Below are 22,610 nucleotides of genomic sequence, written 5' to 3'. Positions count from 1 at the left end.
GCATCACCGTGTCGACATCCTTCACCGCCAGCCGTCTGCGTCGTTTCACCGCCGTTCTGAGCGCGACCGCCCTCCTCGCAGGGGGTCTCTCGCTCGTCGCCCCGCCCCCCGCCGTCGCGGCCGACCCGCGCACGTTCGCCCTCGTCGGCGACCTGCAGAGCGAGCTCGGCTGCTCCGGCGACTGGCAGCCCGACTGCGCCGAGACCGAGCTGCAGCCCACCGACGATCCCGACGTGTACGCCGCGGAGTTCGAGGTGCCGGCGGGCTCGTGGAGCTACAAGGTCGCGGTGAACGACGCGTGGGACGAGTCGTACGGTCTGAACGGCGGCGGCGACGACATCCCGCTGACGGTGGCCGGTCCGTCGACGCTGCGCTTCCTCTTCGACGATTCGACGCACCGCGTCGGCCTCGAAGCCGCGTCGCTGCGCGCCGGGTACTCCGCCGACGACGACGCCCTCGTGGCCGAGCCGGTGCGGCAGGCCGGTGCCGGCGAGCAGTTCTACTTCGTCATGACCGACCGCTTCGCCAACGGCGACACCGCCAACGACGAGGGCGGACTCACGGGCGACCGGCTGAGCACGGGGTTCGACCCCACGTCGTCGGGCTTCTACAACGGCGGTGACATCGCCGGTCTCCGCGCGCAGCTCGACTACATCAAGGGCCTCGGGACGACCGCCATCTGGCTCACCCCGAGCTTCCGCAACAAGCCGGTGCAGGGCGAGGGTGACAACGCCAGCGCGGGCTACCACGGGTACTGGATCACCGACTTCACCCAGATCGACCCGCACCTGGGCACGAACGCCGAGCTTGAGGCGTTCATCGACGACGCCCACGCCGAGGGCATCGACGTCTACTTCGACATCATCACGAACCACACCGCCGATGTGATCTCGTACGAGGAGGGCCAGTACTCCTACATCGATCAGGAGACCTCGCCCTACCGCGACGCATCCGGCACGGCCTTCGATCCCGCCGACTATGCGGGCACGGGAGACTTCCCCGACCTGGATGCCGCGACGAGCTTCCCCTACACGCCCGTCGTCTCCGCGGCCGAAGCCGACGTGAAGGTCCCCGCGTGGCTGAACGACGTGACGCTGTACCACAACCGCGGCGACTCGACGTATTCGGGGGAGTCGACGACGTTCGGCGACTTCGCGGGCCTGGACGACCTGATGACCGAGCATCCCGACGTGGTCAGCGGCTTCGTCGACGTGTATCAGGACTGGATCGACCTCGGCATCGACGGCTTCCGCATCGACACCGCCAAGCACGTCGACTTCGCCTTCTGGAAGCAGTGGACGACCGAGGTGCTCGACTACGCGCACGCGCAGGGCAAGGACGACTTCTTCATGTTCGGCGAGGTGTACGACGCCGACCCGGCGGCGCTGTCACCCTACGTGCGCGGCACCGACATGAACTCGGTGCTCGACTTCGGCTTCCAGTCGGCGGCGACGAGCTTCGCCAAGGGAGGCAACGTCTCGACGCTCGCCAAGCTGTTCGCGGGCGACGATCGCTACACGACGACCGACTCCTCCGCCACGGCGCTGCCGACGTTCCTCGGCAATCACGACATGGGGCGCATCGGCTACTTCCTGAAGGACTCCGACGACGCCGTGCGTCGCGACCTCCTCGCGCACGACCTGCTGTTCCTCAGCCGCGGCCAGCCGGTCGTCTACTACGGCGACGAGCAGGGCTTCGCGGGCGCGGGCGCGGGCAACGACAAGAGCGCGCGCCAGTCGCTCTTCGCGAGCGAGGTGGCCGAGTACCGGGACCAGACGCTCCTTACAGGCGAGACGGTGGGTTCGGCCGACCGCTACGACACCGACGCGCCGCTGTACACGCACATCGCGGCCCTCGCCGACCTGCGCGAGGCCCACCCGGCGCTGGTCGACGGCGCGCAGATCGAGCGGTACGCCGCCGACGGTGTGTACGCGTTCTCCCGCGTCGATCCGACCGACCGCGTCGAGTACCTCGTCGCCCTCAACAACACGGACTCCGCCGCGACCGTCGACGTGCCGACCCTCACCGCGGATGCCGCCTTCACCGGCCTCTACGGCGAGACGGCCGACACCGCCTCCGACGCGGCGGCCGTGGCATCCGTCACGGTCCCGGCCCTGTCGGCCGTCGTGCTCCGCGCCGATGGCTCCGTCACGGCACCCGCCGAGGCGGCGCCCCTGACGGTGTCGGTGCCCGAACCCGGGGCGGCGCTCACCGGGTCGGCACCGGTCGCCGCGTCCACCGACCAATCGTGGCGGCAGACGAGCTTCGCCTGGCGGGTCGTCGGGTCCGACGAGTGGCATCCCCTCGGCACGGCCGAGTCCACGTCGCCGCGCGTCTTCCACGACGTCGGCGGCCTCGCCGACGGCACGCTCGTCGAGTACCGCGCGGTGTCGACGGATGCCGCGGGGCAGCGGTCGGCGGCATCCACCTACGCGTCGGCGGGCAACCGCATCGCGCTCGCGGCCGTGGAGGAGCCGGAGGAGCCGACCGAGCCGACCGCGTACGACTTCGTCAGCATCCCCGGCAACCTCAACTCCGAGATGGGGTGCGCGGGCGACTGGGCGCCCGACTGCGACGAAGCGCAGATGGAGCTCGTCGACGGGATCTGGCGACTGACCGTCGATCTTCCGGCGGGTGACTACGAGTACAAGGTCGCCACCGAGAAGAGCTGGGACGAGAACTACGGCGCCGATGGGGTGGCGGGGGGCGCGAACATCGCCATCTCCCACGACGGCGGGTCGATCACGTTCTACTTCGACCCGCTCACCAAGCGCGCACAGTCGACGGCGGAAGGCCCCGTCGTCACCCTGCCGGGATCGTTCCAGAGCGAGATCGGGTGCGCCGCCGATTGGTCGCCCGACTGCCTGCGCAGCCTCATGCTCGACGGCGATCGCGACGGGGTCTACGAGTTCGCGACCGACCGCATCCCGACCGGCTCCTACGAGCTCAAGGTGGCGCACGGGCTGAGCTGGGACGAGAACTACGGGGCGAACGGCGTCCGCGACGGCGGGAACATCTCGTTCTCGGCCACCGAGGGCAAGCGCGTCGTGTTCCGCTACGACGTATCGACGCACGTGCTCGAGATCGAGGTCGCCGACCCGCCCCTCGCGGGCACCGGCGAGTCGCGAGCCCACTGGATCGACGCGACGACCATCGCCTGGCCGCAGGCGCTCGGCGCAGCCGCAGCGGATGCCACGTGGGCGCTCTACGGATCGCGCGACGCGGGCCTCGCCGTCGAGGAAGGCGAGGTCGTGGGCGGCGACGCACCGCTCGCGCTCGAACCAGTCGAGGGCGGGCTCACCGACGACCAGAAGGAGCGCTTCCCCGCGCTCGCATCGTTCACGGCCCTCCGCGTTCCCGCCGACCGTGCCGCCGTGGCCGAACTGCTGCGCGGTCAGCTGCGGGTCGCGCAGCGGGATGCCGACGGCGCGCTCGCCGCGTTCACCGGCGTGCAGATCCCCGGCGTGCTCGACGACCTGTACGCCGACGCCGTCGACGACGACGTGCTCGGCGTCACGTTCCCGCGCAAGGGGGCTAAGGCGAGCCCGGCGTTCCGGCTGTGGGCGCCGACCGCGCAGGCGGCGACGCTCCTCACGTGGCCGGCGGGAAGCGACGGCGATCCCGTCCGGCATCCCGCGTCCTTCGACGCAGCGGCCGGAACATGGACGGTCGCCGCGGGGGCGCGCAAGGGCGACGAGTACCTGTGGGAGGTCGTGGTCTACGCGCCGACGACCGACGCCATCGAGACGAACACCGTGACCGATCCGTACTCGGTCGGGCTGACGCTGAACTCGACGAGGTCGGTCGCCGTCGACCTCCGCGACAAGAACTGGATGCCGAAGGTGTGGCAGAAGGCGAAGGCGCCGCGCATCGAGCGTGCCGTCGACCGGGCGATCTACGAACTGCACATCCGCGACTTCTCCATCACCGACGAGACGGTTCCGGAGCAGGAGCGGGGCACCTACCTCGCGTTCGCCCGCGACAGCGCGGGCACGACCCAGCTGCGTCAGCTCGCCGACGCGGGCATCAACACGGTGCACCTGCTCCCCTCCTTCGACATCGCGACGATCGAGGAGGACAGGGCGGCGCAGGAGACGCCCGACTGCGACCTGGCGTCGTTCGGACCGGCATCCACCGAGCAGCAGGCCTGTGTCGAAGCCGTCGCCGACACCGACGGCTTCAACTGGGGCTACGACCCCTTCCACTTCTCCACGCCGGAAGGCTCCTACGCGGTGGAGGCCGACGGCGGGTCGCGGGTGGCCGAGTTCCGCACGATGGTCGGCTCGCTCCACGGCATGGGGCTCCAGGTCGTGCTCGACGAGGTGTTCAACCACACCGCGGCATCCGGGCAGGCGGACCGCTCCGTGCTCGACCGCGTCGTGCCGGGCTACTACCACCGGCTGAACGCCGCCGGCGGGGTCGAGACCTCGACGTGCTGCCAGAACGTCGCGACCGAGCACGAGGTGGCGCAGAAGCTCATGGTCGACTCCGTCGTCACCTGGGCTCGTGACTACAAGGTCGACGGCTTCCGCTTCGACCTCATGGGCCACCACTCGAAGGAGAACATGCTCGCGATCCGCGACGCCCTCGACGGTCTCACCCTCAAGAAGGACGGGGTCGACGGCAAGGCGATCTACCTCTACGGCGAGGGCTGGAACTTCGGGGAGGTCGCCGACAACGCCCTCTTCGAGCAGGCGACGCAGGGGCAGTTGGGCGGCACGGGCATCGGCACGTTCTCCGACCGGCTGCGGGATGCCGTGCACGGCGGCAGTCCCGTCGACAGCGGCTCCACGTTCCGGCAGGGATACGGCACGGGCCTCGGCACCGACCCCAACGGCGACGGCATCAACGGCACGACGGAGCAGGCGCTCGCCGACCTCGCCCGGCAGACGGATCTCGTGAAGCTCGGCCTCGCGGGCAACCTCCGCGACTTCGTGCTGACGACCGCCGACGGCAGCGTCAAGACGGGCGCGGAGCTCGACTACAACGGCCAGTCGGCGGGGTACGCCGACCAGCCCGACGAGATCATCAGCTACGTCGACGCGCACGACAACGAGACGCTGTACGACCTGTCGGTGCTGAAGCTGCCGCGGGACACGTCGATGTCCGACCGGGTGCGGATGAACACGCTGTCGCTCGCGACCGCCACGCTGTCGCAGACGCCGTCCTTCTGGCACGCGGGCACGGAGCTGCTGCGGTCGAAGTCGCTCGATCGCAACAGCTACAACTCGGGCGACTGGTTCAACCGCATCGACTGGACGGGGCAGGAGTCCACCTTCGGGTCGGGCCTGCCGCGAGCGGCCGACAACGGCGAGAAGTGGTCGATCATGGCGCCGCTGCTGGCCGATCCCGCCCTCAAACCGGGCGCCGACGACATCGCGACGGCGGAGGCCGCGGCGCTCGACCTGCTGCGGGTGCGCTCGGAGGTGGGCCTGCTGCGGCTGGGCTCGGCCGAGCGGATCGAGCAGAAGGTGTCGTTCCCCGCGAGCGGCCCGGATGCCACGCCCGGCGTCATCGTCATGCAGATCGACGACCTCGTGGGCGCCGACGCCGATCCGGCGCTCGACGGCGCGCTCGTCGTCTTCAACGCCTCGCCGGAGGAGACGACGCAGGTGCTCCCGGAGCTGGCGGGTCGCGGGTTCGCGCTCACGCCGGCGCAGGCGAAGGGCGCCGACCCCGTCGTGAAGACGACGTCGTGGACGGCTGCGTCGGGCACGGTCACGGTCCCGGCACGCACGGTGGCCGTCCTCGTCGACGCGGCGCCCGCGAAGACGGTGACGAAGGCGGCTCCGACGCGGCTGATCGCGAAGAAGGGAACGCCGGTGCGCGTCGTCGGCACGGTCGTGGCCGCGGACCGCAGCGCGCCGGTGGGGGCGATTACCGTGACCGACGGTGCGAAGACGATCGCGTCGGTGGCGCTGCCGGCATCCGCGAAGGGGAAGATCGACATCGCGCTGCCGACACTGTCGCGCGGGGTGCACCTGCTGCGAGTGGCCTTCACGGGCGGGAGCGACCACCGCGACTCCCGCTCCTCGGTGCGGCCGCTGATCGTGTACTAGCTCGGCTGCGCCGTACCCCGCCGCCGCCCGCCATCGCATGTTGCGTGGAAGGTGAGGTGAGGACGACGGGCGAAAATACTAGGACGTCCATGTAAACTGATCACAGTGCCCTTACCGGGGCCGACCTTGCTGTCGTTTTGTCTCACAAGGATGTGAACACATGAGCATGACCGCCACCGCTTCGCTGTCTCGGGAAGAACGAGACGCGATACTGGATGCCGTCCGCGACTTCGCCCGAACCCGCCTCGCTCCGCATGCGCTGGAGTGGGACCAGCAGAAGCACTTCCCGCGCGACGTGCTCGCGGTGGCGGGAGAGCTGGGCCTCGGCGGCCTCTACGTCCGCGAAGACGTCGGCGGCACCGGACTCACGCGCAGCGACGCGGTCACGATCGTCGAGGAGCTCGCCCAGGGCGACCCGACCATCGCCGCCTACATCACGATCCACAACATGGTCGCGTGGATGATCGATCGCTACGGGAGCGAGGAGCAGCGGCAGGAGTGGCTGCCCGGGCTCACGGCCATGACCGAGCTGGGGGCGTACTGCCTCACCGAGCCGGGAGCCGGATCGGATGCCGCTGCGATCACGACGTCGGCCATCGCCGAGGGCGACACGTACGTGCTCACCGGGGTGAAGCAGTTCATCTCCGGCGCCGGCGAGGCGGGGGTGTACGTCGTGATGGCGCGCACCGACCCGGGCACCGGCTCCGGCGCGGGGGGAGCGCGCGGCATCACCGCCTTCCTCGTCCCGGGGGATGCCGAGGGGCTCTCCTTCGGGCCGAACGAGAAGAAGATGGGGTGGAACGCGCAGCCCACGCGCCAGGTGATCCTCGACCGGGTGCGGGTGCCGGCATCCGCGGTTCTCGGTTCGGTCGGCGGCGGCTTCGCGATCGCGATGAGCGGACTCAACGGCGGGCGCATCAACATCGCCGCCTGCTCGCTGGGCGGGGCGCAGTGGGCCCTCGACCGGGCCGTGCGCTACGTGCACGAGCGCTTCACGTTCGGGGAGCCACTCGCCGAGAAGCAGGCGATCGTCTTCCGCCTCGCCGACATGGCCACCGAGCTGCGCGCCGCGCGCGCTCTCGTGCGCGACGCCGCTCACGCGCTCGACGCGTTGACGACGGGCGACCCGGACGCGCCGTCGCGCGAGGAGGTCACCGTGCAGTGCGCGATGGCCAAGCGCTTCGCGACGGATGCCGGGTTCACCGTCGCCAACGAAGCCCTCCAACTGCACGGCGGATACGGGTATCTGCAGGACTACGGGATCGAGAAGGTCGTGCGCGATCTGCGCGTGCATCAGATCCTCGAGGGGACGAACGAGATCATGCGCGTCATCATCGGCCGTCACGTCCTGTCTGACACGTCGCGATGACGGCGCACGCGTCGGCGGGCGGTGACACGATGGGGGACATGACCGAGTACGCGACCATCCGGACCGAGACGCGCGGACGCGTCGGCTGGATCACCCTCGACCGCCCCGAGGCGCTCAACGCGCTGAATTCCACGCTCGTCACCGAGCTCGCGCACGCGGCCGCGGCGTTCGACGCCGACGAGGGCATCGGCTGCATCGTGCTCACGGGTTCCGACCGTGCCTTCGCCGCGGGAGCCGACATCAAGGAGATGGAGGCGAAGACGCCGCGCGACATGACCATGGACAACCCCTTCGTCGGGTTGGAGGTGTTCAGCCGCGTGCGCACGCCCGTCGTCGCCGCCGTCGCCGGATACGCCCTCGGCGGCGGATGCGAACTCGCCATGACGTGCGACATCATCCTCGCCGCCGACACCGCGAAGTTCGGGCAGCCCGAGATCACCCTCGGGGTCATCCCGGGTCTCGGTGGCACGCAGCGCCTGCCGCGCGCCATCGGCTACTACAAGGCCGCCGAACTCGTCCTCACGGGTCGGATGATGGATGCCGGCGAAGCCGAACGAGCGGGCCTCGTCTCGCGCGTCGTGCCCGCCGCCGATCTACTCGAGGAAGCCGGCAAGGTCGCCGACGCGATCGCCGGCAAGTCGCTCCCGGTCGTGTACGCCGCGAAGGAGGCGCTGCGGGCGTCGCTGGAGACCACGGCATCCGAAGGTCTTCGCTTCGAGAAGCAGGTGTTCTCCTCGCTGTTCGCCCTCGACGACCAGAAGGAGGGCATGGCCGCCTTCCGAGAGAAGCGCGCCCCCGACTTCCGGCACCGGTGAGTCAGGCCGTCGTGTCTCCCGAGGCCGCCCGCAGGCGCGAGATCGTGCCGATGAGCGCCTCGAGGTCGGCGTCGCCGAGGCCCGTACGGGAGAACACCTCTTCGTTGAGGGCCGCCGTCGCCCGTTCCGCCGTCGCGCGACCGGCATCCGTGAGCGCGACGAGTGTCGCCCGGCCGTCGGTCGGGTGCGCCTCGCGACGCACGAGCCCCGCGGCCTCCAGGCGGTCGACCGTGTTCGTCACGCTCGTCGGGTGCACCTGCAGCCGGCGAGCGGCCGAGGTCAACGGCATCCGTCCCTCTCGCGAGAAGCTCAGCAGGGTGAGGAGCTCGTACCGCGCGAAGCTGAGGTCGAACGGCTTCAGAGCGTCGCCGACTCGCGCGAGCAGCAACTGGTGGGCGCGCATGACCGACGTGACGGCGGTCATGCCGGCGGCGGCATCCGCCCAGCCGTGGGCGACCCACTGGCGCCGCGCCTCGTCGATGGGGTCGAGACCCGGGGGTGTCACGCGAGCCACAAATCGCCTCCTGCCGTCGGGCATCACGCTAGTCGGTTTCCCTGCACGCGCTGGTCGGCGTGCGGAGCCGGTCAATAGACTCGAAGGTCGGAGGACGTCATGAAAATCGTGGTGCTGGTCAAGGAAGTCCCGGACACATACGGCGACCGCAAACTCGATCTCGAGACCGGGCTCGCCGACCGCAGTGCGTCGGAGCGCGTGCTCGACGAGATCGGCGAGCGGGCGCTCGAAGTCGCGCTGTCCTACGCTGACGCGCACGACGACGTCGAGGTCGCCGTCGTGTCGATGGCCGCGGAGGCCTCTGCGGCGACGATCCGCAAGGGACTCGCGATGGGAGCCGCGACCGCGCTGCAGGTGACCGACGACGCCCTCGCCGGCGCAGACCTGGGCGTCACCGCGAAGGTGCTCGCGGCGGCGGTCCGCCGCGTCGGCTTCGACCTCGTCATCACGGGCAACCTCTCTACCGACGGCACGGCGGGCGTCCTCCCCGCGATGCTCGCCGAGCACCTCGGGGTGCCGCAGGCCACGGCCCTCTCGTCCGTCGAGATCACCGACACCGCCGTCTCGGGCACGCGCGCGACGGATGCCGGCACAGCCCGCGTCACGGCACCGCTCCCGGCCGTCATCTCGATCACCGAAGCGCTCCCCGACGCGCGCTTCCCCAACTTCAAGGGCATCATGGCCGCGAAGAAGAAGCCGTTCGAGACGGTGTCGCTGGTCGACCTCGGCGTGGACATCGACGTCTCGGCCGCGCCGCAGACGATCCTCACAACGGTGTCGGAGCGTCCGCCGCGCGGTGCGGGCGTCAAGGTCGTCGACGAGGGCGATGCGGGCGAGAAGCTCGCCGCCTACCTCATCGAGAACCGCCTGGTGTGAAGGGAACGACGATGACAGATTTCGCCTCCGACGCCGTCCTGACGGTGCTCGACGTCACTCCCGCCGGTGAGCTCGCCGCCTCCGCGGCCGGGCTCCTCGGCGCAGCCGCCGCCGTCGGCACGCCCGTCGTCCTCCTGCCTTCCGACGATGCCGCGCTGGTTGCGCGGGCAGGCGAGCTCGGGGCGCACGTGGTGCTGACGGCCGTCGTCGACGGCGCGGCCCTCACCGTGCCGGTCGTGGATGCCGTGGCATCCGCCTTCGCCCTCGTGCAGCCCGATGCGGTGCTCGTGTCGAACTCGATCGAGGGCCGCGACATCGCCGGCCGCTTCGCCGCCCGCCAGAGCCTCGCGCTCTCCGTCGACGCCGTCGGCGTGGAGCGCGACGACCAGGGCGTGCTCGCTCGGCACTCCGTCTACGGCGGCGCCTACGACACCACGAGCGCGCCGACCTTCGGCGCCCCCGTCATCACGGTGCGCCAGGGTGCGGTCGACGCACGCGCCGAGGCGCAGTCGCCGCAGGTCGTCGCCCTCGACGTCACGCCCTCGGGAGCCGCTGCCGCCACCGTCGAGTCGTTCGATCCCGCCGTCGCCACGTCGAGCCGGCCGGAACTGCGCGGCGCCGCGAAGGTCGTCGCGGGCGGTCGGGGCCTCGGATCGCCCGAGAAGTTCGCGCTCGTCGAGCAGCTCGCCGACACCCTCGGTGCGGCGGTGGGCGCCTCGCGTGCCGCGGTCGACGCCGGTTACATCCCGTACGCGCACCAGGTCGGCCAGACCGGCGTGTCGGTGTCGCCGCAGCTGTATGTCGCTCTCGGCATCTCGGGCGCGATCCAGCACAAGGCGGGCATGCAGACGGCGAAGACGATCGTCGCGATCAATAAAGACGGCGACGCCCCCATCTTCGACATCGCCGACTTCGGCATCGTGGGCGACGTGTTCACCGTCGTCCCGCAGCTGATCGCGGCCCTCGAAGCCAAGAAGTCCTGATGGCGACGTCCCGCCCGGATGCCACGGCGCTCCGCCGCGGTCTGCCGCGCCGGCCCGGCGGCGACCCGTGGCCGCCCGCGGATGCCGCGCCGACCGCGGTGGCGGCGGTCGAGGTGCCGGTGGGTGCGGACGCGGTCGAGGTTGCGGCGGGTGCCGCGACAGTGGCGGTGGAATCCGGTGGCTCTGCTGTCGACGCGAGCGGGGCTGTCGACACGAGTGCGTCGGCGGGCGCGGGTGCGGCGGGTGCGGCCGAGGCGACGACTGCCGCTGGCGTGACCGCGGCAGCGACGCCTCTGCGGCGAGGGCTTCCGCGTGTCGCCGGCGGCGACCCGTGGCCACCGGCATCCGCCTCGGCATCCGTCGCGGACCCGGGCGACCGCGCCGATGGCGTCACTTCTCCGGAAGGGCGCCAGAACGTTGCGGTGCCATCACGCGAAAGTGGCGCGGCGAGCGTCGGCGCGACGGCGGGGACCGCGACCGTGAGCGTCTCACCGACAGCGCCCACGAGGGAGGATGCCGCGGCGACGACGGCTGCTGGACCCGCACACGAAGGGGCTCACGGGGCCGAGGATGCCGGAGCCGCGGATGCCGGAGCCTCCGCCGTGCGCCGAGGACTGCCTCGCGTTGCCGGCGGCGAGGCGTGGCCCCCCGCCGGCACGACTCCGGCCGCCGTCACCACCCCCGCGCCCACCGAGGCCGCCACCACCCCCGCGCCCACCGAGCCTCCCGCCGCGCCCGCGCCCACCGATGGCGCCAGTTCGTCGTCGGGGCGCCAGGAAGCTCCGGCGCCATCGCCGCACACAAGCGCCATCGCACCAACACCCGCACCAGCCACGGCACCCGCACCCGCACCCGCGCCGGCGGACCGGGCGCCGCTCACGGTGCCGCGCACCGTGTGGCCGGGCCGCGCGGCGTACCACCGGCCCGCACCGCGGCCCGAGCCCGTCCGCATCGGACCGTTCACGCGCCGTCAGTGGATCGGCGCGCTCCTCGTCGGCGGTGCGGGCCTGCTCCTCGCGGCGGGAATGGCTGTCGCACTCGTGCGTGTCGTCCTGTCGCTTCCCGCCATGCAGGACTTCCTCGTCGCGTACCCCGGCGAGTATCACCTGCCGGATGCCGCACCCGTCGGCATCCCTGCGTGGATCGGCTGGCAGCACTTCTTCAACGCCTTCTTCATGCTGCTGATCATCCGCACCGGGCTGCAGATCCGCACCGAGAAGCGCCCCGCCGTGTTCTGGACCCCGCGTCGCGACAAGAAGGGCAAGACGAGCCTCACGATCTGGTTCCACCAAGCGCTCGACCTGCTGTGGCTCGTCAACGGCGTGATCTTCGTCGTTCTCCTGTTCGCCACGGGACAGTGGATGCGGATCGTGCCGACGAGCTGGGAGGTGTTCCCGAACGCGCTGTCGGCGGCGCTGCAGTACGTGTCGCTGGACTGGCCGACCGAGAACGGCTGGGTCAACTACAACTCGCTGCAGCAGCTCGCGTACTTCACGACGGTGTTCGTCGCCGCGCCGCTCGCCGCTGTCACCGGCTTCCGGATGGGCGGCCTCTGGCCCAAGAAGAACGCCCGCCTCAACGCTGCCTATCCCATCGAGTGGGCACGGAAGGTGCACTTCCCCGTGATGCTCTACTTCGTGGCATTCATCGTGGTGCACGTCGCGCTCGTGTTCGCCACCGGTGCGCTCCGCAACCTCAACCACATGTACGCGGCCCAGGGGTCGGTGGACGGCGTCGCCTACGCCGACAACTGGGCCGGGTTCTGGATCTTCGTCGCCTCGGTCGCGGTGATGGCCGGCGGGTGGATCGCCGCGCGACCGCTCGTCATCGCGCCGATCGCGAAGCTCTTCGGCACCGTCAGCGGCCGCTGATCATCGGACCGACTAGCGATCCGCGGCACACGGATGCCGTCAGCCGACACGGCCCGCCAGCACCGCCGGCCGCGCTCAGCGGACGAAGCGGACTTCGGTGAGCGTCTCGCCGAGGAACGGCTCGGTGTGCGTCGCACCGTCGAGCGCGAACCCGTTGCGCGTGTAGAAGCGGTGCGCGCGGGGGTTGTCCTCCGCGACCCACAGGTAGAGGTCTTCGTCGGCGCCGACCGCGTCGAACAGCTTCTGTCCGATGCCGGTGCCGTGGAAGCGGTCGAGCAGGTAGATGAAGTACAGCTCGCGGTTGCGGGGGGCGTCGCGGTCGCGCGCGGGACCCGAGCCGGCGAAGCCGACGATCTCGCCCTCGACGAGCGCGGCGACCATGCGGAAGTCCTCGCCCTGCTGGGCCCAGTGGGTCCACAGTTCGGCGAGCCGCTTGGGCGAGACGTTCTCGAGCGCGGCCTTGCTGATCAGGTGATCGTAGGTCTCGTGCCAGCAGGTCGCGTGCACGCGGCCGAGGGCCTCGGCATCCACGTCGCGAACGGGACGGACGACGGTGTCGGTCAGCGGTTCGGCTTCCATGGGGCGACTCTACGTCCGGCCCGGGCAATCGCGAAATCGGGCCGGGCCGTATCAATCGGTCCCGCGCGGACTGTCGGAATCCCACAACGGATTTCGCGCCCGGCTGGGGTGCATCGCTAGCATCACGCTTCGTGAATGTGTGGTGGCGGACCCTCCTGACGATCTGGCGCGCGAAGGTGCTGCTGCGTCGCCGCGGCCCGATCGCGCCGACCTCCGTCGGCCGGGTGCGACTGCGCACGCTCCCGACCGACATCGACCTGCTCGGGCACATGAACAACGGTCGCTACGCCTCGCTGTTCGACCTCGGTCGGTTCGATCTGCTCATCCGCACCGGCATCTGGGATGCCATGAACGCGCAGGGCTGGTACGCGGTCGTCGCCAGCGAGACCGTGACGTTCCGCAAGTCGCTGCAGCTCTGGCAGCGCTTCACCGTGGAGTCGCGGCTCTACGGGCACGACGACAAGGCGGTCTACCAGATCCACCGCGCTGTCGTGGGTGGCGAGGTGTACGCGGAGATGATCGTGCGGGCGCGGTTCCTGCGCAGGACGGGCGGCGTCGTGAACACCGAGGAGCTGTTCGAGGCCCTGCACCGTCCCGACGACCTGCCGCCCCTGCCGCAGTGGGTGACGGACTGGGCGGCCGGTGCGGCGCTGCCGTCGACGAAGGCTCCCGCCCCGAGCGTCTGGGAGTAGGCCGGAGTCGCGCCACACCCGCTAGCGTGTGAGCGTGATCGCGATCGTCGTGCGCAGTGCGCGCCTGCTGGCCGCGCACTGGCCCGCGCTCCTGGCGTGGATCCTCGCCGGCACCCTCGGTCACTACCTCGTGCTCGAGCTCGCGTCGCTCGTGGGCGCTCGGACGGCGCTCGGCGGCATCCTGCTCCTCCCGCTCGCAGCGCTCTGCCTGGTCGTCGCCTACGTCGGGATGTTCCTGGTGCTGCGGCGCGGGATGCCGACGCTTCGCGCGCTCGCACCGCTGCCCGACGGTCCACGCGAGCGGCGCCGCGCGTTCCTCGACGGTGTGCTCGGCGGCATCCTTCCGTTCGTCGCGTTCTACGCGGCGTGGGGGTTCATTCGCGACGATGTCGCCGACTATCTCAACGGGGTTCACACCTGGCTCGCCGCGTGGGGCCAGAACGCTGCCGTGAACGGTCTCGAGTTCGACACGACCGGTACTGGCGATCAGATCGGCTTCGACATCGTCACCGCCACGATCCTCGTCGCGGCGTTCGTGGGGCGTTGGGCTCACAAGCGCTGGAAGAGTCAGCTTCCCCTGTGGACGGGTGTCCCCGCGACCTACCTCGAGGTGCTGTGGGTGTACCTCGCGGCTTACATCCTCACCGATCTCGCCCGGGCGGTCACCGACTGGATCGCGTCGCGCCAGGCGATGGTGTGGCTCGCCGATGTGCGGGAATCGATGGTCGGCGTGCTCGCCCCCGTCGGATTCGTGTGGGATGCCGTGGAGTGGTTGCTCGGCGAGGCCGGAGGCCTCATCCTCTTGCCCGTCGCCTGGCTCACGATCGCCGGTGTGATCTATGGTCAGGCGGTGCGGGCGACCGCTCCCAGATTGCGCGGGCGTGTGGTGGAGCACGTGCGCACCCGCTACGACACCGTCCCGCAACGGGTGCGACGCCGGTTGCGGGACATCTGGTTGGAGGTCACGGGGCGCTTCCGGCCTATCGGTCAGGCGATAGCGCTGATGTGGCGGGCGGGGCCGGTCCTCATTGCGGGCTACGTGCTGCTCTACACGATCGTGACCCTCGGTGAGAACTGGCTGATCATCGGGCTGTCGCGCGCGATCGGACCGCATCCCACGAACACGGTCTGGCAGCCGCTCTCGGTCGCGCTGGTGATGATCGTTGCCGCTGTCGTCGCACCCCTGCGCGTGGTGGTCATCGCCGGCACATACGACCGCGCCATCAGGGCGATCGCGTCAGCGGGAGACGACGAATCTGAGGTCGAGGATCTGGTCGTCGCCGCTGACCGGGACGACGACATCGAGATGCTCGCCGAGCCCGCCGGACAGAAGGATCGCGTGGGCGATGTCGTACGGGACGACCGTGTCTGACGCGCAGTAGGTCAGCTGGTCATCGGCGGGCGCCCACGCGAGGTCCGTCCTCGATCGCCACGTGCGGCCGCTTGAAGCGTCGACGATAGTGGGGGACTGGCAGATGAAGTCATCGTGCCCAGGGTCGATACGGATCGTCACGACCACAGGGTCGGTACCGGGCGGAGCGTCCACGGCATCCGCGTCGAGTGATTCGATCGTCACCGGCCCGACTATCCAGTCGCCGACACGATATGACTCGCCCTCAGCGATCCGGACGGGCGTGTTGCGCACGTAGCCGAATTCGATGGTGTCGACGGCGTAGGCCCCCACCGGCAAGATGACTGCGATCGCGACGAGCGCCGGCGCGTTTCGCTTCCACCACCCCGTCATCGCGCTGCCCATTCCGTCGCGGGGAGTTCCATAACGTCGATCCGGGGAATCGTGTCGAGATTCACCGGCAGTTCGATGACCGCATCCGTCAGAAGGAGCGCGTGCGCGGATTGCTCGCTCACCGCCCCGTTGCCGAACGCGAGCTGGAGCATCGCGGTCTCGGCGGATCGTCCGGTGACGGCGTCGTCAGGCAACTCGAAGGCGATTGCGCCGGAGCGAGGAAGGTCGAGCGAAAGGCCCGTGCGAAACAGCGAAGCCGACTCCGAGTAGTTCCCGGGTCGCTCGCTGGCGCGGAAAGTGCGGCCACCGACGGTGAGAAACGCCTCGCGAATCTGCGCCTCCGTCTCGTTCTGCACCACCCACGCGTCGAGCGTCACGACGAGCCACGTGCCGTCGGCGCCCCAACCGCCACTCTGCACCCGGTCGGCCAGCGCCAGATCGCGAATGGTCACGCCGAGGTTCCGCGCGACAGCCGGCTCGCCGATGGTTGCGGGTACTGCGAACGGTTCGCGGTAGCCGCCGTCGCCATCCGGTGTGATCCAGGCCACCAGCCACGCGCCCGCGAGAAGCGCGACGGCGGACAGCCATGCGGTCCAGCGACTCATCCGTCCCCCTCCGCGCCTACGTCCTCGATCGCGATCCGCACGGTGGCAGCGAGGGCAGGTGCTCCCCACCGTTCGCCCGTGAAGAGCAACTCACCCACCTCAAGGGGGGAGTCGCTCAGTTCGACGATCAACTCCTCGCCATCTGTGTAGTCGGCGCCACCCACGGTCCACGAGAATGCCAGCAGTGTAGGGATGCCCGGCTGCAGCCACGGGTCTGGTGTCTGGTCGTCCTCGCGGACGATGCCGTCGGCGGCGCGGTCGTCGCCGGACAGTCGCACCACACGTCCCGTGCTGAATGAGCTGAACGGCGACAACTGCAGCGCCTCATCCCAGCGGTTCTCGACCTCCACGAGGAGCACCAGCAGGCGCTCGCCCTTCTCCTCGTCGGGAAAAGCGCCGGTACCGCTGAGCTCGTCGATCAAGACGGCCCTCTCGACACGGATCGACAACTGGGCGCTCGTGTGGACCTCACCCGCCGTGAGTTCGGGGAGGGCGGGAGTGGGCGCGGCGGCGACCTCGTTCAGCCCACCGAACGCCGCCGTCACGGCGAGGAACAGCACCGTGCCGATCGTGGCGAACCACTTCGTGGGCACCCGGTCGGTCGCCGCCTGCAGGCGCGCGAACCTGTTCGCGCGTGCGGGCTGAGCGGGTTCGGTCACGGCGCCAGCCTAAAGGAGCACGCGCCGGCCGGCCCGGCTACGCGCGCGCGGCGAACGCGTCGGCGAGGGCGTCGCGGACGAGTCGGATGCCGGAGCGTTCCCTGTCGGAACGCCGCACCGCTGTAAAAACCTCGCGGGCCGCGGCGCCCGGCAGGTCGGTGAGCTGCACGGGCGGGCGCTCTCCGGCCCACAGGAGGTCGGGGAGGAGCCCCACGGCGTGACCGGCGGCGATGAGGCGCACATGGGCGGTGAGGTCGGCCAGTTCGAACCGCACGTCGGGTTCGAACCCGGCGGCGCGGCACTGCTGCACCGCCCAGTCGCGGGCCGCGGTGCCGCGCGGTTCCAGCACCCACGGTCGGTCCCGGAGGGATGCCAGGTCGGGCGCGCCCGCGGCTGTGGCGATCCGGACGGGGTCGCTGCCGAGCACTTCCCGTTCGAGCCCGGAGCGGTGCTCGCGGGTGTGGCCGGGGTACTGCTCGGCGATGACCAGGTCGAAGCCGCGGGCGGCGAGCTCGAACAGGCCCTCCTCGGGCGGGCGCTCGGAGACCTCGACGCGCAGCTCCGGCGCACGCTCGGCCAGCAAGGTCAGCGCGGCGGGGACGAGGGCGCGCGCGGCGGTCTGCAACACGGCGATGCGCACGGGCGCGACGCCGGGGCGCAGGGTCTCCAGTTCGCCGCGGATCTGTTCGTCGAGGGCGAGCGCGCGCGCTGCGTGGGCGGCGAGGGCTGCTCCCTGCTCGGTGAGGCGCACGCGCCGACCGTCGGGGACCAACAGGGTGACGCCCGCGTCGCGCTCCAACTGGCTGAGCTGCTGCGAGACGGTGGACGGACTGTAGGCGAGCGCCTCGGCGACGGCGGCGAGGGTGCCGCGCAGCGCGAGTTCGTGGAGGAGCCGCAGGCGTCGAAGCTCGAAGATCGCTCGCCCCTTTCATCGGCCTCATCGATGGGTAATGATCATAGATCGTCGCTATTCCTGAACGAAAGGATGCCGCACAGTAGAGCAATGCGCCCGTGAGCGACGATTCGGGGGCACGCTGGACACATGGCGGAAGGAACGGGAATGCCGCACGACTCGACGCACGATGCGATGGCTGACACGACGGACGCGGTGGCTGGCGATCTCGTCGAGCGATCCATCGCCCTCGCCCAGCGGTGGGTGACCGAATCGGCCGCCGCCGATGTCGATCCCGCGGCCGAACGCCTTGCCGGTGTGCTGAAAGACCCGAACGGGCTGCCGTTCACGATCGGCTTCGTCGACGGCGTCATGCGACCCGAGAGCCTGACCGCCGCCGCCGCGAACCTCAGCCGCGTCGCCCCCCTCGTGCCGGGGTTCCTGCCGTGGTACCTGCGCGGTGCGGTGCGCACGGGCGGGGCTGTGGCCCCCGTGCTGCCGACTCCCACCGTCCCGCTCGCGCGGAAGGCGCTGCGCGAGATGGTCGGGCACCTCGTGGTCGACGCACGTCCGGAGAAGCTCGGCCCGGCGATCGCGCGCCTCCGCGCATCCGGTGCCCGCCTCAATCTGAACCTCCTGGGCGAAGCCGTGCTCGGCGAGGACGAGGCACGTCGGCGGCTCAACGGCATCCACGAGCTCATCCGCCGCGACGACGTGGACTACGTGTCGGTCAAGGTGTCCGCTATCGCGAGTCACATCTCGATGTGGGCGTTCGACGAGGTGGTCGACGCCGTCGTCGACCGTCTCCTCCCGCTCTACCTCACGGCAGCCGAGCAGCCCACCTTCATCAACCTCGACATGGAGGAGTACCGCGATCTCGACCTCACGATCGCCGTCTTCACCCGCATCCTCGACGACCCCCGGCTGACCGGGCTCGAGGCGGGCATCGTGCTGCAGGCGTACCTGCCCGACGCTCTCCCCGCACTCGACCGGCTCACCGAATGGGCCCAGCGACGGGTCGCAGCGGGCGGTGCGCGCATCAAGGTGCGCCTCGTCAAGGGCGCCAACCTGGCGATGGAGCGGGTGGATGCCGTCATGCACGGCTGGCCCCTCGCGACCCACGCGTCGAAGCTCGACTCCGACGCGAGCTACCTCCGCTGCCTCGATGCGGCGTTGCGTCCCGAACGCACGGATGCCGTCCGCCTCGGCGTCGCCGGCCACAACCTCTTCGACATCGCCTACGCGTGGCTGCTCGCGGGCGAGCGGGGTGTGCGCGACGACATCGAGATGGAGATGCTCCTCGGGATGGCGCAGGGCCAGGTGCAGGCCGTGTCGCGCGAGGTGGGCCACGTCCTCCTCTACGTGCCGGTCGTGCGGCCCGACGAGTTCGACGTCGCCATCAGCTATCTCGTGCGTCGCCTGGAGGAGAACGCGTCGAGCGACAACTTCCTCTCGGCGGCGTTCGACCTCGCCGACGACCCCGAGATGTTCGCCCGCGAGCGCGATCGCTTCGTCGCCTCGGTGGAGCGCGCCTCTGATCGGGCGCTGCCCGTCGGCCCGAATCGCACGCAGGACCGCGGCGCGGCGGATCGCGCGCACGGGTCGGGTCTCGACGCTCCGGATGCCGCGAGCGTCGACGCGGCGACCGTGCCTCTCTCCCGCCCCGCCGCCGATCCGGCCCTGACGCGCGCCGTGCTGTCGCTCGGCACCGACGACGACGCGTTCGTCGAGACCGCCGTGTTCTCGTCGCACGAGTCCGAGGCGCGCATCGCCGGAGCACCCGGGTTCCGGAACACCCCCGACAGCGACCCGGCGCTTCCCGCCAACCGCGAGTGGGCGCGGGCGATCGTGGGCCGCGTCGCGGCGTCGACCGCCGGTGAGGCGACCGTCGGCGCGGCCCGAATCGACGACGAGGGCGCCCTGGAGGCGGCTGTCGCGCGCGTGCGGGAGGTCGCCGCCGCGTGGGGTTCGACTCCTGCCGCCGAGCGCGGCGCCGTGCTGCAAGCGGCCGCCCGGGCGCTGGAGGCGCGACGGGGCGAGCTCATCGAGGTCGCCGCCGCCGAGACCGGCAAGGTCTTCGCCGAAGCCGACGTCGAGGTGAGCGAAGCGGTCGACTTCGCCGCGTACTACGCCGCGACGGCCCGCGAGCTCGACCGCGTCGCGGGAGCCGTCTTCGTGCCCGCCCGGCTGACCGTCGTCACTCCGCCGTGGAACTTCCCCGTGGCGATCCCCGCCGGGGGAGTGCTCGCCGCGCTCGCCGCCGGGTCGGGCGTCGTCTTCAAGCCGGCCCCGCAAGCGCGCCGGTGCGCGGCGGTCGTCGCGGAGGCCCTGTGGGAGGCGCTGGAGGAATCCGGGATGCCGCGTGAGCTCGTGACGCTCGTCGACATCGACGAGGGCGCGCTCGGTCAGCGTCTCGTGTCGCACCCGGACGTCGACCGCGTCATCCTCACGGGGTCGTGGGACACCGCGGCGCTCTTCCGTTCGTGGCGGCCGGACCTCCCGCTCCTGGCGGAGACGAGCGGCAAGAACGCGATGATCGTGATGCCCTCGGCCGATCTCGACCTCGCCGCCGCCGACCTCGTCAAGAGCGCCTTCGGGCACGCGGGGCAGAAGTGTTCGGCGGCCTCGCTCGCGATCCTCGTCGGACCCGTCGCGCGCTCGCGCCGGTTCGCGCGTCAGCTGGTGGACGCGACGCGATCGCTGCGGGTCGGGATGCCGACAGATCCGCTCAGCGAGGTGGGCCCCGTCGTGGAGAAGCCGCAGGGCAAGCTCGCCTGGGCGCTCACGGAACTGGAGGAGGGCGAGCGGTGGCTCGTCGCACCCGAGCAGGTCGATGAGCCGTCGGCCGACGGTCGGCTGTGGCGCCCCGGCATCCGCGTGGGCGTGCAGCCGGGATCGCGCACGCACCTCGAGGAGTTCTTCGGGCCGATGCTGGGGGTCATGCACGCGCGGTCGCTCACGGAGGCGATCGAACTGCAGAACGCCGTCGCCTACGGCCTCACCGCAGGCCTTTACACGCAGGACCCCGACGACCTCGCGCTGTGGCTCGACGAGGTCGAGGCCGGCAATCTCTACGTCAATCGCGGCATCACGGGAGCGATCGTGCAGCGGCAACCGTTCGGCGGCTGGAAGCGGTCGTCGGTGGGCGCAGGCGCCAAGGCCGGCGGGCCGAACTACCTCGTTGGCCTCGGCTCGTGGCGGGCATCGGCGGGGGCGGCACAGTCGTCGACCCTGCACCTGCGGGGGCTCGACAGCCGCATCACGGCCGTCATCGAGGCCGCGCAGCCGACGCTCGACTACGACGCGTTCGAGTGGCTGCGGCGCGGCGCGCTGTCCGATGCCGTCGCGTGGGATCGCGAGTTCGGCCGCGTGAAAGACGTGTCGGGGCTGAAGGTGGAGCGCAACCTCTTCCGGTACCGGCCGGTGCCGGTGTCGATCCGCGCGACCGGCGATGCCGCCTGGCAGGCGGTGCTGCGGGTCGTGGTCGCCGGTGTCCGCGCGGGCGCCGCCTTCACGCTGAGCGCCCCCGTCGGCATCCCGGCCTCCGTGCGCCGTGCGCTCGGCGAGGTCGACGTGCCGGTGTTCGTCGAGACGGATGCCGAATGGATCGCGCGGCTGCGTGCCGGCGACGCGCAGCGCGTGCGGATCGTCGGCGGCGAGGACGCGGTCGCCGCGGCGCGCGCAGCCCTGGCGGCGGCGACCGAGGGCGATCCCGACGTGGCCGTCTACGGCGACGAGGTGACCACCGCGGGCCGCATCGAACTGCTGCCGTTCCTGCACGAGCAGGCGATCGCGATCACGGCGCACCGCTTCGGCAACCCCGACCGGTGGAGCGAAGCGGTGATCTGACGCGGGGAATTCGGGTGCACCTCGACGGCACAACGTTGTAATGTGAGGGCCAGCGCTCCACGACGGAGCTCGGCACGCGAGGAAGAGGTGTGATGGCGGCGACCCTGCACGACGTCGCCCGCCTGGCGGGCGTGTCGATCAAGACCGTATCCAACGTCGTCAACGAGCTTCCCAACGTGCGGCCCCAAACGCGGCAGCGCGTGCAGGAGGCCATCGAGCAGCTCGACTATCAGCCCAACCTCTCGGCGCGGAACCTCCGCTCCGGTCGGAGCGGCGTCATCGGCCTCGTCGTTCCCGAGCTCAGTCTCAGCTACTTCGCCCAGCTCGCCGACGCCGTCATCGCGCGCGCCGAGCATCACGGCGTCATCGTCCAGATCGAGCAGACCGGCGGCGATCGCGACCGCGAGCTCGCCGTGCTCACGAGCCCTCGCACCCGCAACGCCGACGGGCTCATCTTCAGTCCCCTCGGCATGGGGCAGGACGATGCCGAGCGGCTGGCCGTCCCGTACCCGCTCGTCCTCCTCGGCGAGCGGATCTTCGGTGGGCCCGTCGATCACGTGACGATGCGCAACGTCGAGGCCGCGCACGCCGCCACCCGCACGCTCCTGGAGGCGGGCCGCCGGCGCATCGCGCTCGTCGGTGCGCACCCGGGTGAGGTCATGGGTTCCGCCGCGCTCCGCCTCGACGGATACCGCACGGCGCTCGAGGAGGCCGGCGTCGCCTACGATCCGTCGCTGGTCGAGACCGCGGGGCTCTGGCACCAGGCCGAAGGCGCGGAAGCCGTGCGGCGGCTCCTGGCATCGGGCGCCGACTTCGACGCGGTGTTCGCCATGAACGACGCCCTCGCCCTCGGCGTGCTGCGGGTGCTCCAGCAGGAGCGGGTCCGCATCCCCGAGGAGGTCGCCGTCGTCGGCTTCGACAACATCGACGAGGGGCAGTACGCGATGCCCAGCCTGACGACCGTCGACCCGGGGCGGAAGGAGATCGCCCGTCAGGCGGTCGACCTGCTCGTCGAGCGGATCGCGCGGCGCGGCGACGCGATCCCGCCCCGCGAGGTGCTGGTCGACTTCGAGGTGCTCCGCCGCGAGTCCGCCTAGCGCGCG

Annotated in this window: 15 protein-coding genes; 10 read left to right on the top strand and 5 right to left on the bottom strand. The window is 70.9% G+C overall.

The genetic code is table 11. The features are described from left to right. Positions 1 to 8 precede the first annotated feature (8 nt). The 3 genes from pulA (at position 9) to P0Y48_10285 (ending at position 8,243) form a co-directional block, all read left to right on the top strand. Positions 9 to 6,059 carry a pullulanase-type alpha-1,6-glucosidase gene (gene pulA / locus P0Y48_10295; GenBank protein ID WEK12851.1) on the top strand — a complete coding sequence of 2,017 codons (6,051 nt, stop codon included), beginning with the start codon at positions 9 to 11 and terminating at the stop codon, positions 6,057 to 6,059. Positions 6,060 to 6,219: 160 nt separating this feature from the next. Then, positions 6,220 to 7,428, top strand: coding sequence for an acyl-CoA dehydrogenase family protein (locus P0Y48_10290; GenBank protein WEK12850.1), 1,209 nt, complete (start codon positions 6,220 to 6,222; stop codon positions 7,426 to 7,428). A gap of 38 nt (positions 7,429 to 7,466) precedes the next feature. Next, positions 7,467 to 8,243: an enoyl-CoA hydratase-related protein gene (locus P0Y48_10285; protein ID WEK12849.1), complete on the top strand. Its 777-nt coding sequence runs from the start codon at positions 7,467 to 7,469 to the stop codon at positions 8,241 to 8,243. A 1-nt stretch (position 8,244) separates the two neighbouring features. Here the strand turns inward: P0Y48_10285 and P0Y48_10280 are convergent, their stop codons facing one another. Then, positions 8,245 to 8,757, bottom strand: a complete 513-nt coding sequence (locus P0Y48_10280; GenBank protein ID WEK12848.1) for a MarR family transcriptional regulator — start codon at positions 8,755 to 8,757, stop codon at positions 8,245 to 8,247. A 99-nt stretch (positions 8,758 to 8,856) separates the two neighbouring features. Here P0Y48_10280 and P0Y48_10275 point away from each other — a divergent pair, with 99 nt between their 5' ends. From P0Y48_10275 to P0Y48_10265, 3 genes are read left to right on the top strand one after another with little or no spacing between them, the layout of a single operon-like run. Beyond that, positions 8,857 to 9,633 (top strand): electron transfer flavoprotein subunit beta/FixA family protein, encoded by a 777-nt coding sequence (locus tag P0Y48_10275; GenBank protein WEK12847.1) that lies wholly within the window; start codon positions 8,857 to 8,859, stop codon positions 9,631 to 9,633. Positions 9,634 to 9,644: 11 nt separating this feature from the next. Further along, a complete protein-coding gene (locus P0Y48_10270; protein ID WEK12846.1) occupies positions 9,645 to 10,616 on the top strand; it encodes an electron transfer flavoprotein subunit alpha/FixB family protein in 972 nt (323 codons plus the stop codon). Further along, a complete protein-coding gene (locus P0Y48_10265) occupies positions 10,616 to 12,487 on the top strand; it encodes a cytochrome b/b6 domain-containing protein (GenBank protein ID WEK12845.1) in 1,872 nt (623 codons plus the stop codon). The genes P0Y48_10270 and P0Y48_10265 overlap by 1 nt, the downstream gene beginning before the upstream one ends. Before the next feature lie 75 nt (positions 12,488 to 12,562). Here the strand turns inward: P0Y48_10265 and P0Y48_10260 are convergent, their stop codons facing one another. Next, a complete protein-coding gene (locus P0Y48_10260; protein WEK12844.1) occupies positions 12,563 to 13,066 on the bottom strand; it encodes a GNAT family N-acetyltransferase in 504 nt (167 codons plus the stop codon). A 131-nt stretch (positions 13,067 to 13,197) separates the two neighbouring features. Here P0Y48_10260 and P0Y48_10255 point away from each other — a divergent pair, with 131 nt between their 5' ends. Both P0Y48_10255 and P0Y48_10250 read left to right on the top strand, forming a co-directional pair. Further along, positions 13,198 to 13,758 (top strand): acyl-CoA thioesterase, encoded by a 561-nt coding sequence (locus P0Y48_10255; GenBank protein WEK12843.1) that lies wholly within the window; start codon positions 13,198 to 13,200, stop codon positions 13,756 to 13,758. A 34-nt stretch (positions 13,759 to 13,792) separates the two neighbouring features. After that, entirely contained in the window at positions 13,793 to 15,130 is a 1,338-nt protein-coding gene (locus P0Y48_10250; protein ID WEK12842.1) for a hypothetical protein, read from the top strand. A gap of 368 nt (positions 15,131 to 15,498) precedes the next feature. Here the strand turns inward: P0Y48_10250 and P0Y48_10245 are convergent, their stop codons facing one another. From P0Y48_10245 to P0Y48_10235, 3 genes are read right to left on the bottom strand one after another with little or no spacing between them, the layout of a single operon-like run. Next, the gene (locus P0Y48_10245; GenBank protein ID WEK12841.1) at positions 15,499 to 16,107 is read right to left on the bottom strand and encodes a hypothetical protein; all 609 of its coding nucleotides are present in this window, start codon (positions 16,105 to 16,107) and stop codon (positions 15,499 to 15,501) included. Then, positions 16,104 to 16,766, bottom strand: a complete 663-nt coding sequence (locus tag P0Y48_10240; protein WEK12840.1) for a hypothetical protein — start codon at positions 16,764 to 16,766, stop codon at positions 16,104 to 16,106. Before P0Y48_10240 ends, P0Y48_10245 begins: the two co-directional genes overlap by 4 nt. 37 nt (positions 16,767 to 16,803) lie before the next feature. After that, positions 16,804 to 17,682, bottom strand: coding sequence for a LysR family transcriptional regulator (locus P0Y48_10235; GenBank protein WEK15057.1), 879 nt, complete (start codon positions 17,680 to 17,682; stop codon positions 16,804 to 16,806). Between the two features lie 171 nt (positions 17,683 to 17,853). Here P0Y48_10235 and P0Y48_10230 point away from each other — a divergent pair, with 171 nt between their 5' ends. Together P0Y48_10230 and P0Y48_10225 are read left to right on the top strand one after the other, a co-directional pair. Next, the gene (locus P0Y48_10230; GenBank protein WEK12839.1) at positions 17,854 to 21,507 is read left to right on the top strand and encodes a bifunctional proline dehydrogenase/L-glutamate gamma-semialdehyde dehydrogenase; all 3,654 of its coding nucleotides are present in this window, start codon (positions 17,854 to 17,856) and stop codon (positions 21,505 to 21,507) included. Between the two features lie 92 nt (positions 21,508 to 21,599). Continuing rightward, a complete protein-coding gene (locus P0Y48_10225) occupies positions 21,600 to 22,604 on the top strand; it encodes a LacI family DNA-binding transcriptional regulator (GenBank protein ID WEK12838.1) in 1,005 nt (334 codons plus the stop codon). Positions 22,605 to 22,610 lie beyond the last annotated feature (6 nt).

The organism is Candidatus Microbacterium phytovorans (assembly GCA_029202445.1).
GTDB classification, from domain to species: domain Bacteria; phylum Actinomycetota; class Actinomycetes; order Actinomycetales; family Microbacteriaceae; genus Microbacterium; species Microbacterium phytovorans.
This window is presented reverse-complemented; position numbering and strand designations above follow the sequence as displayed.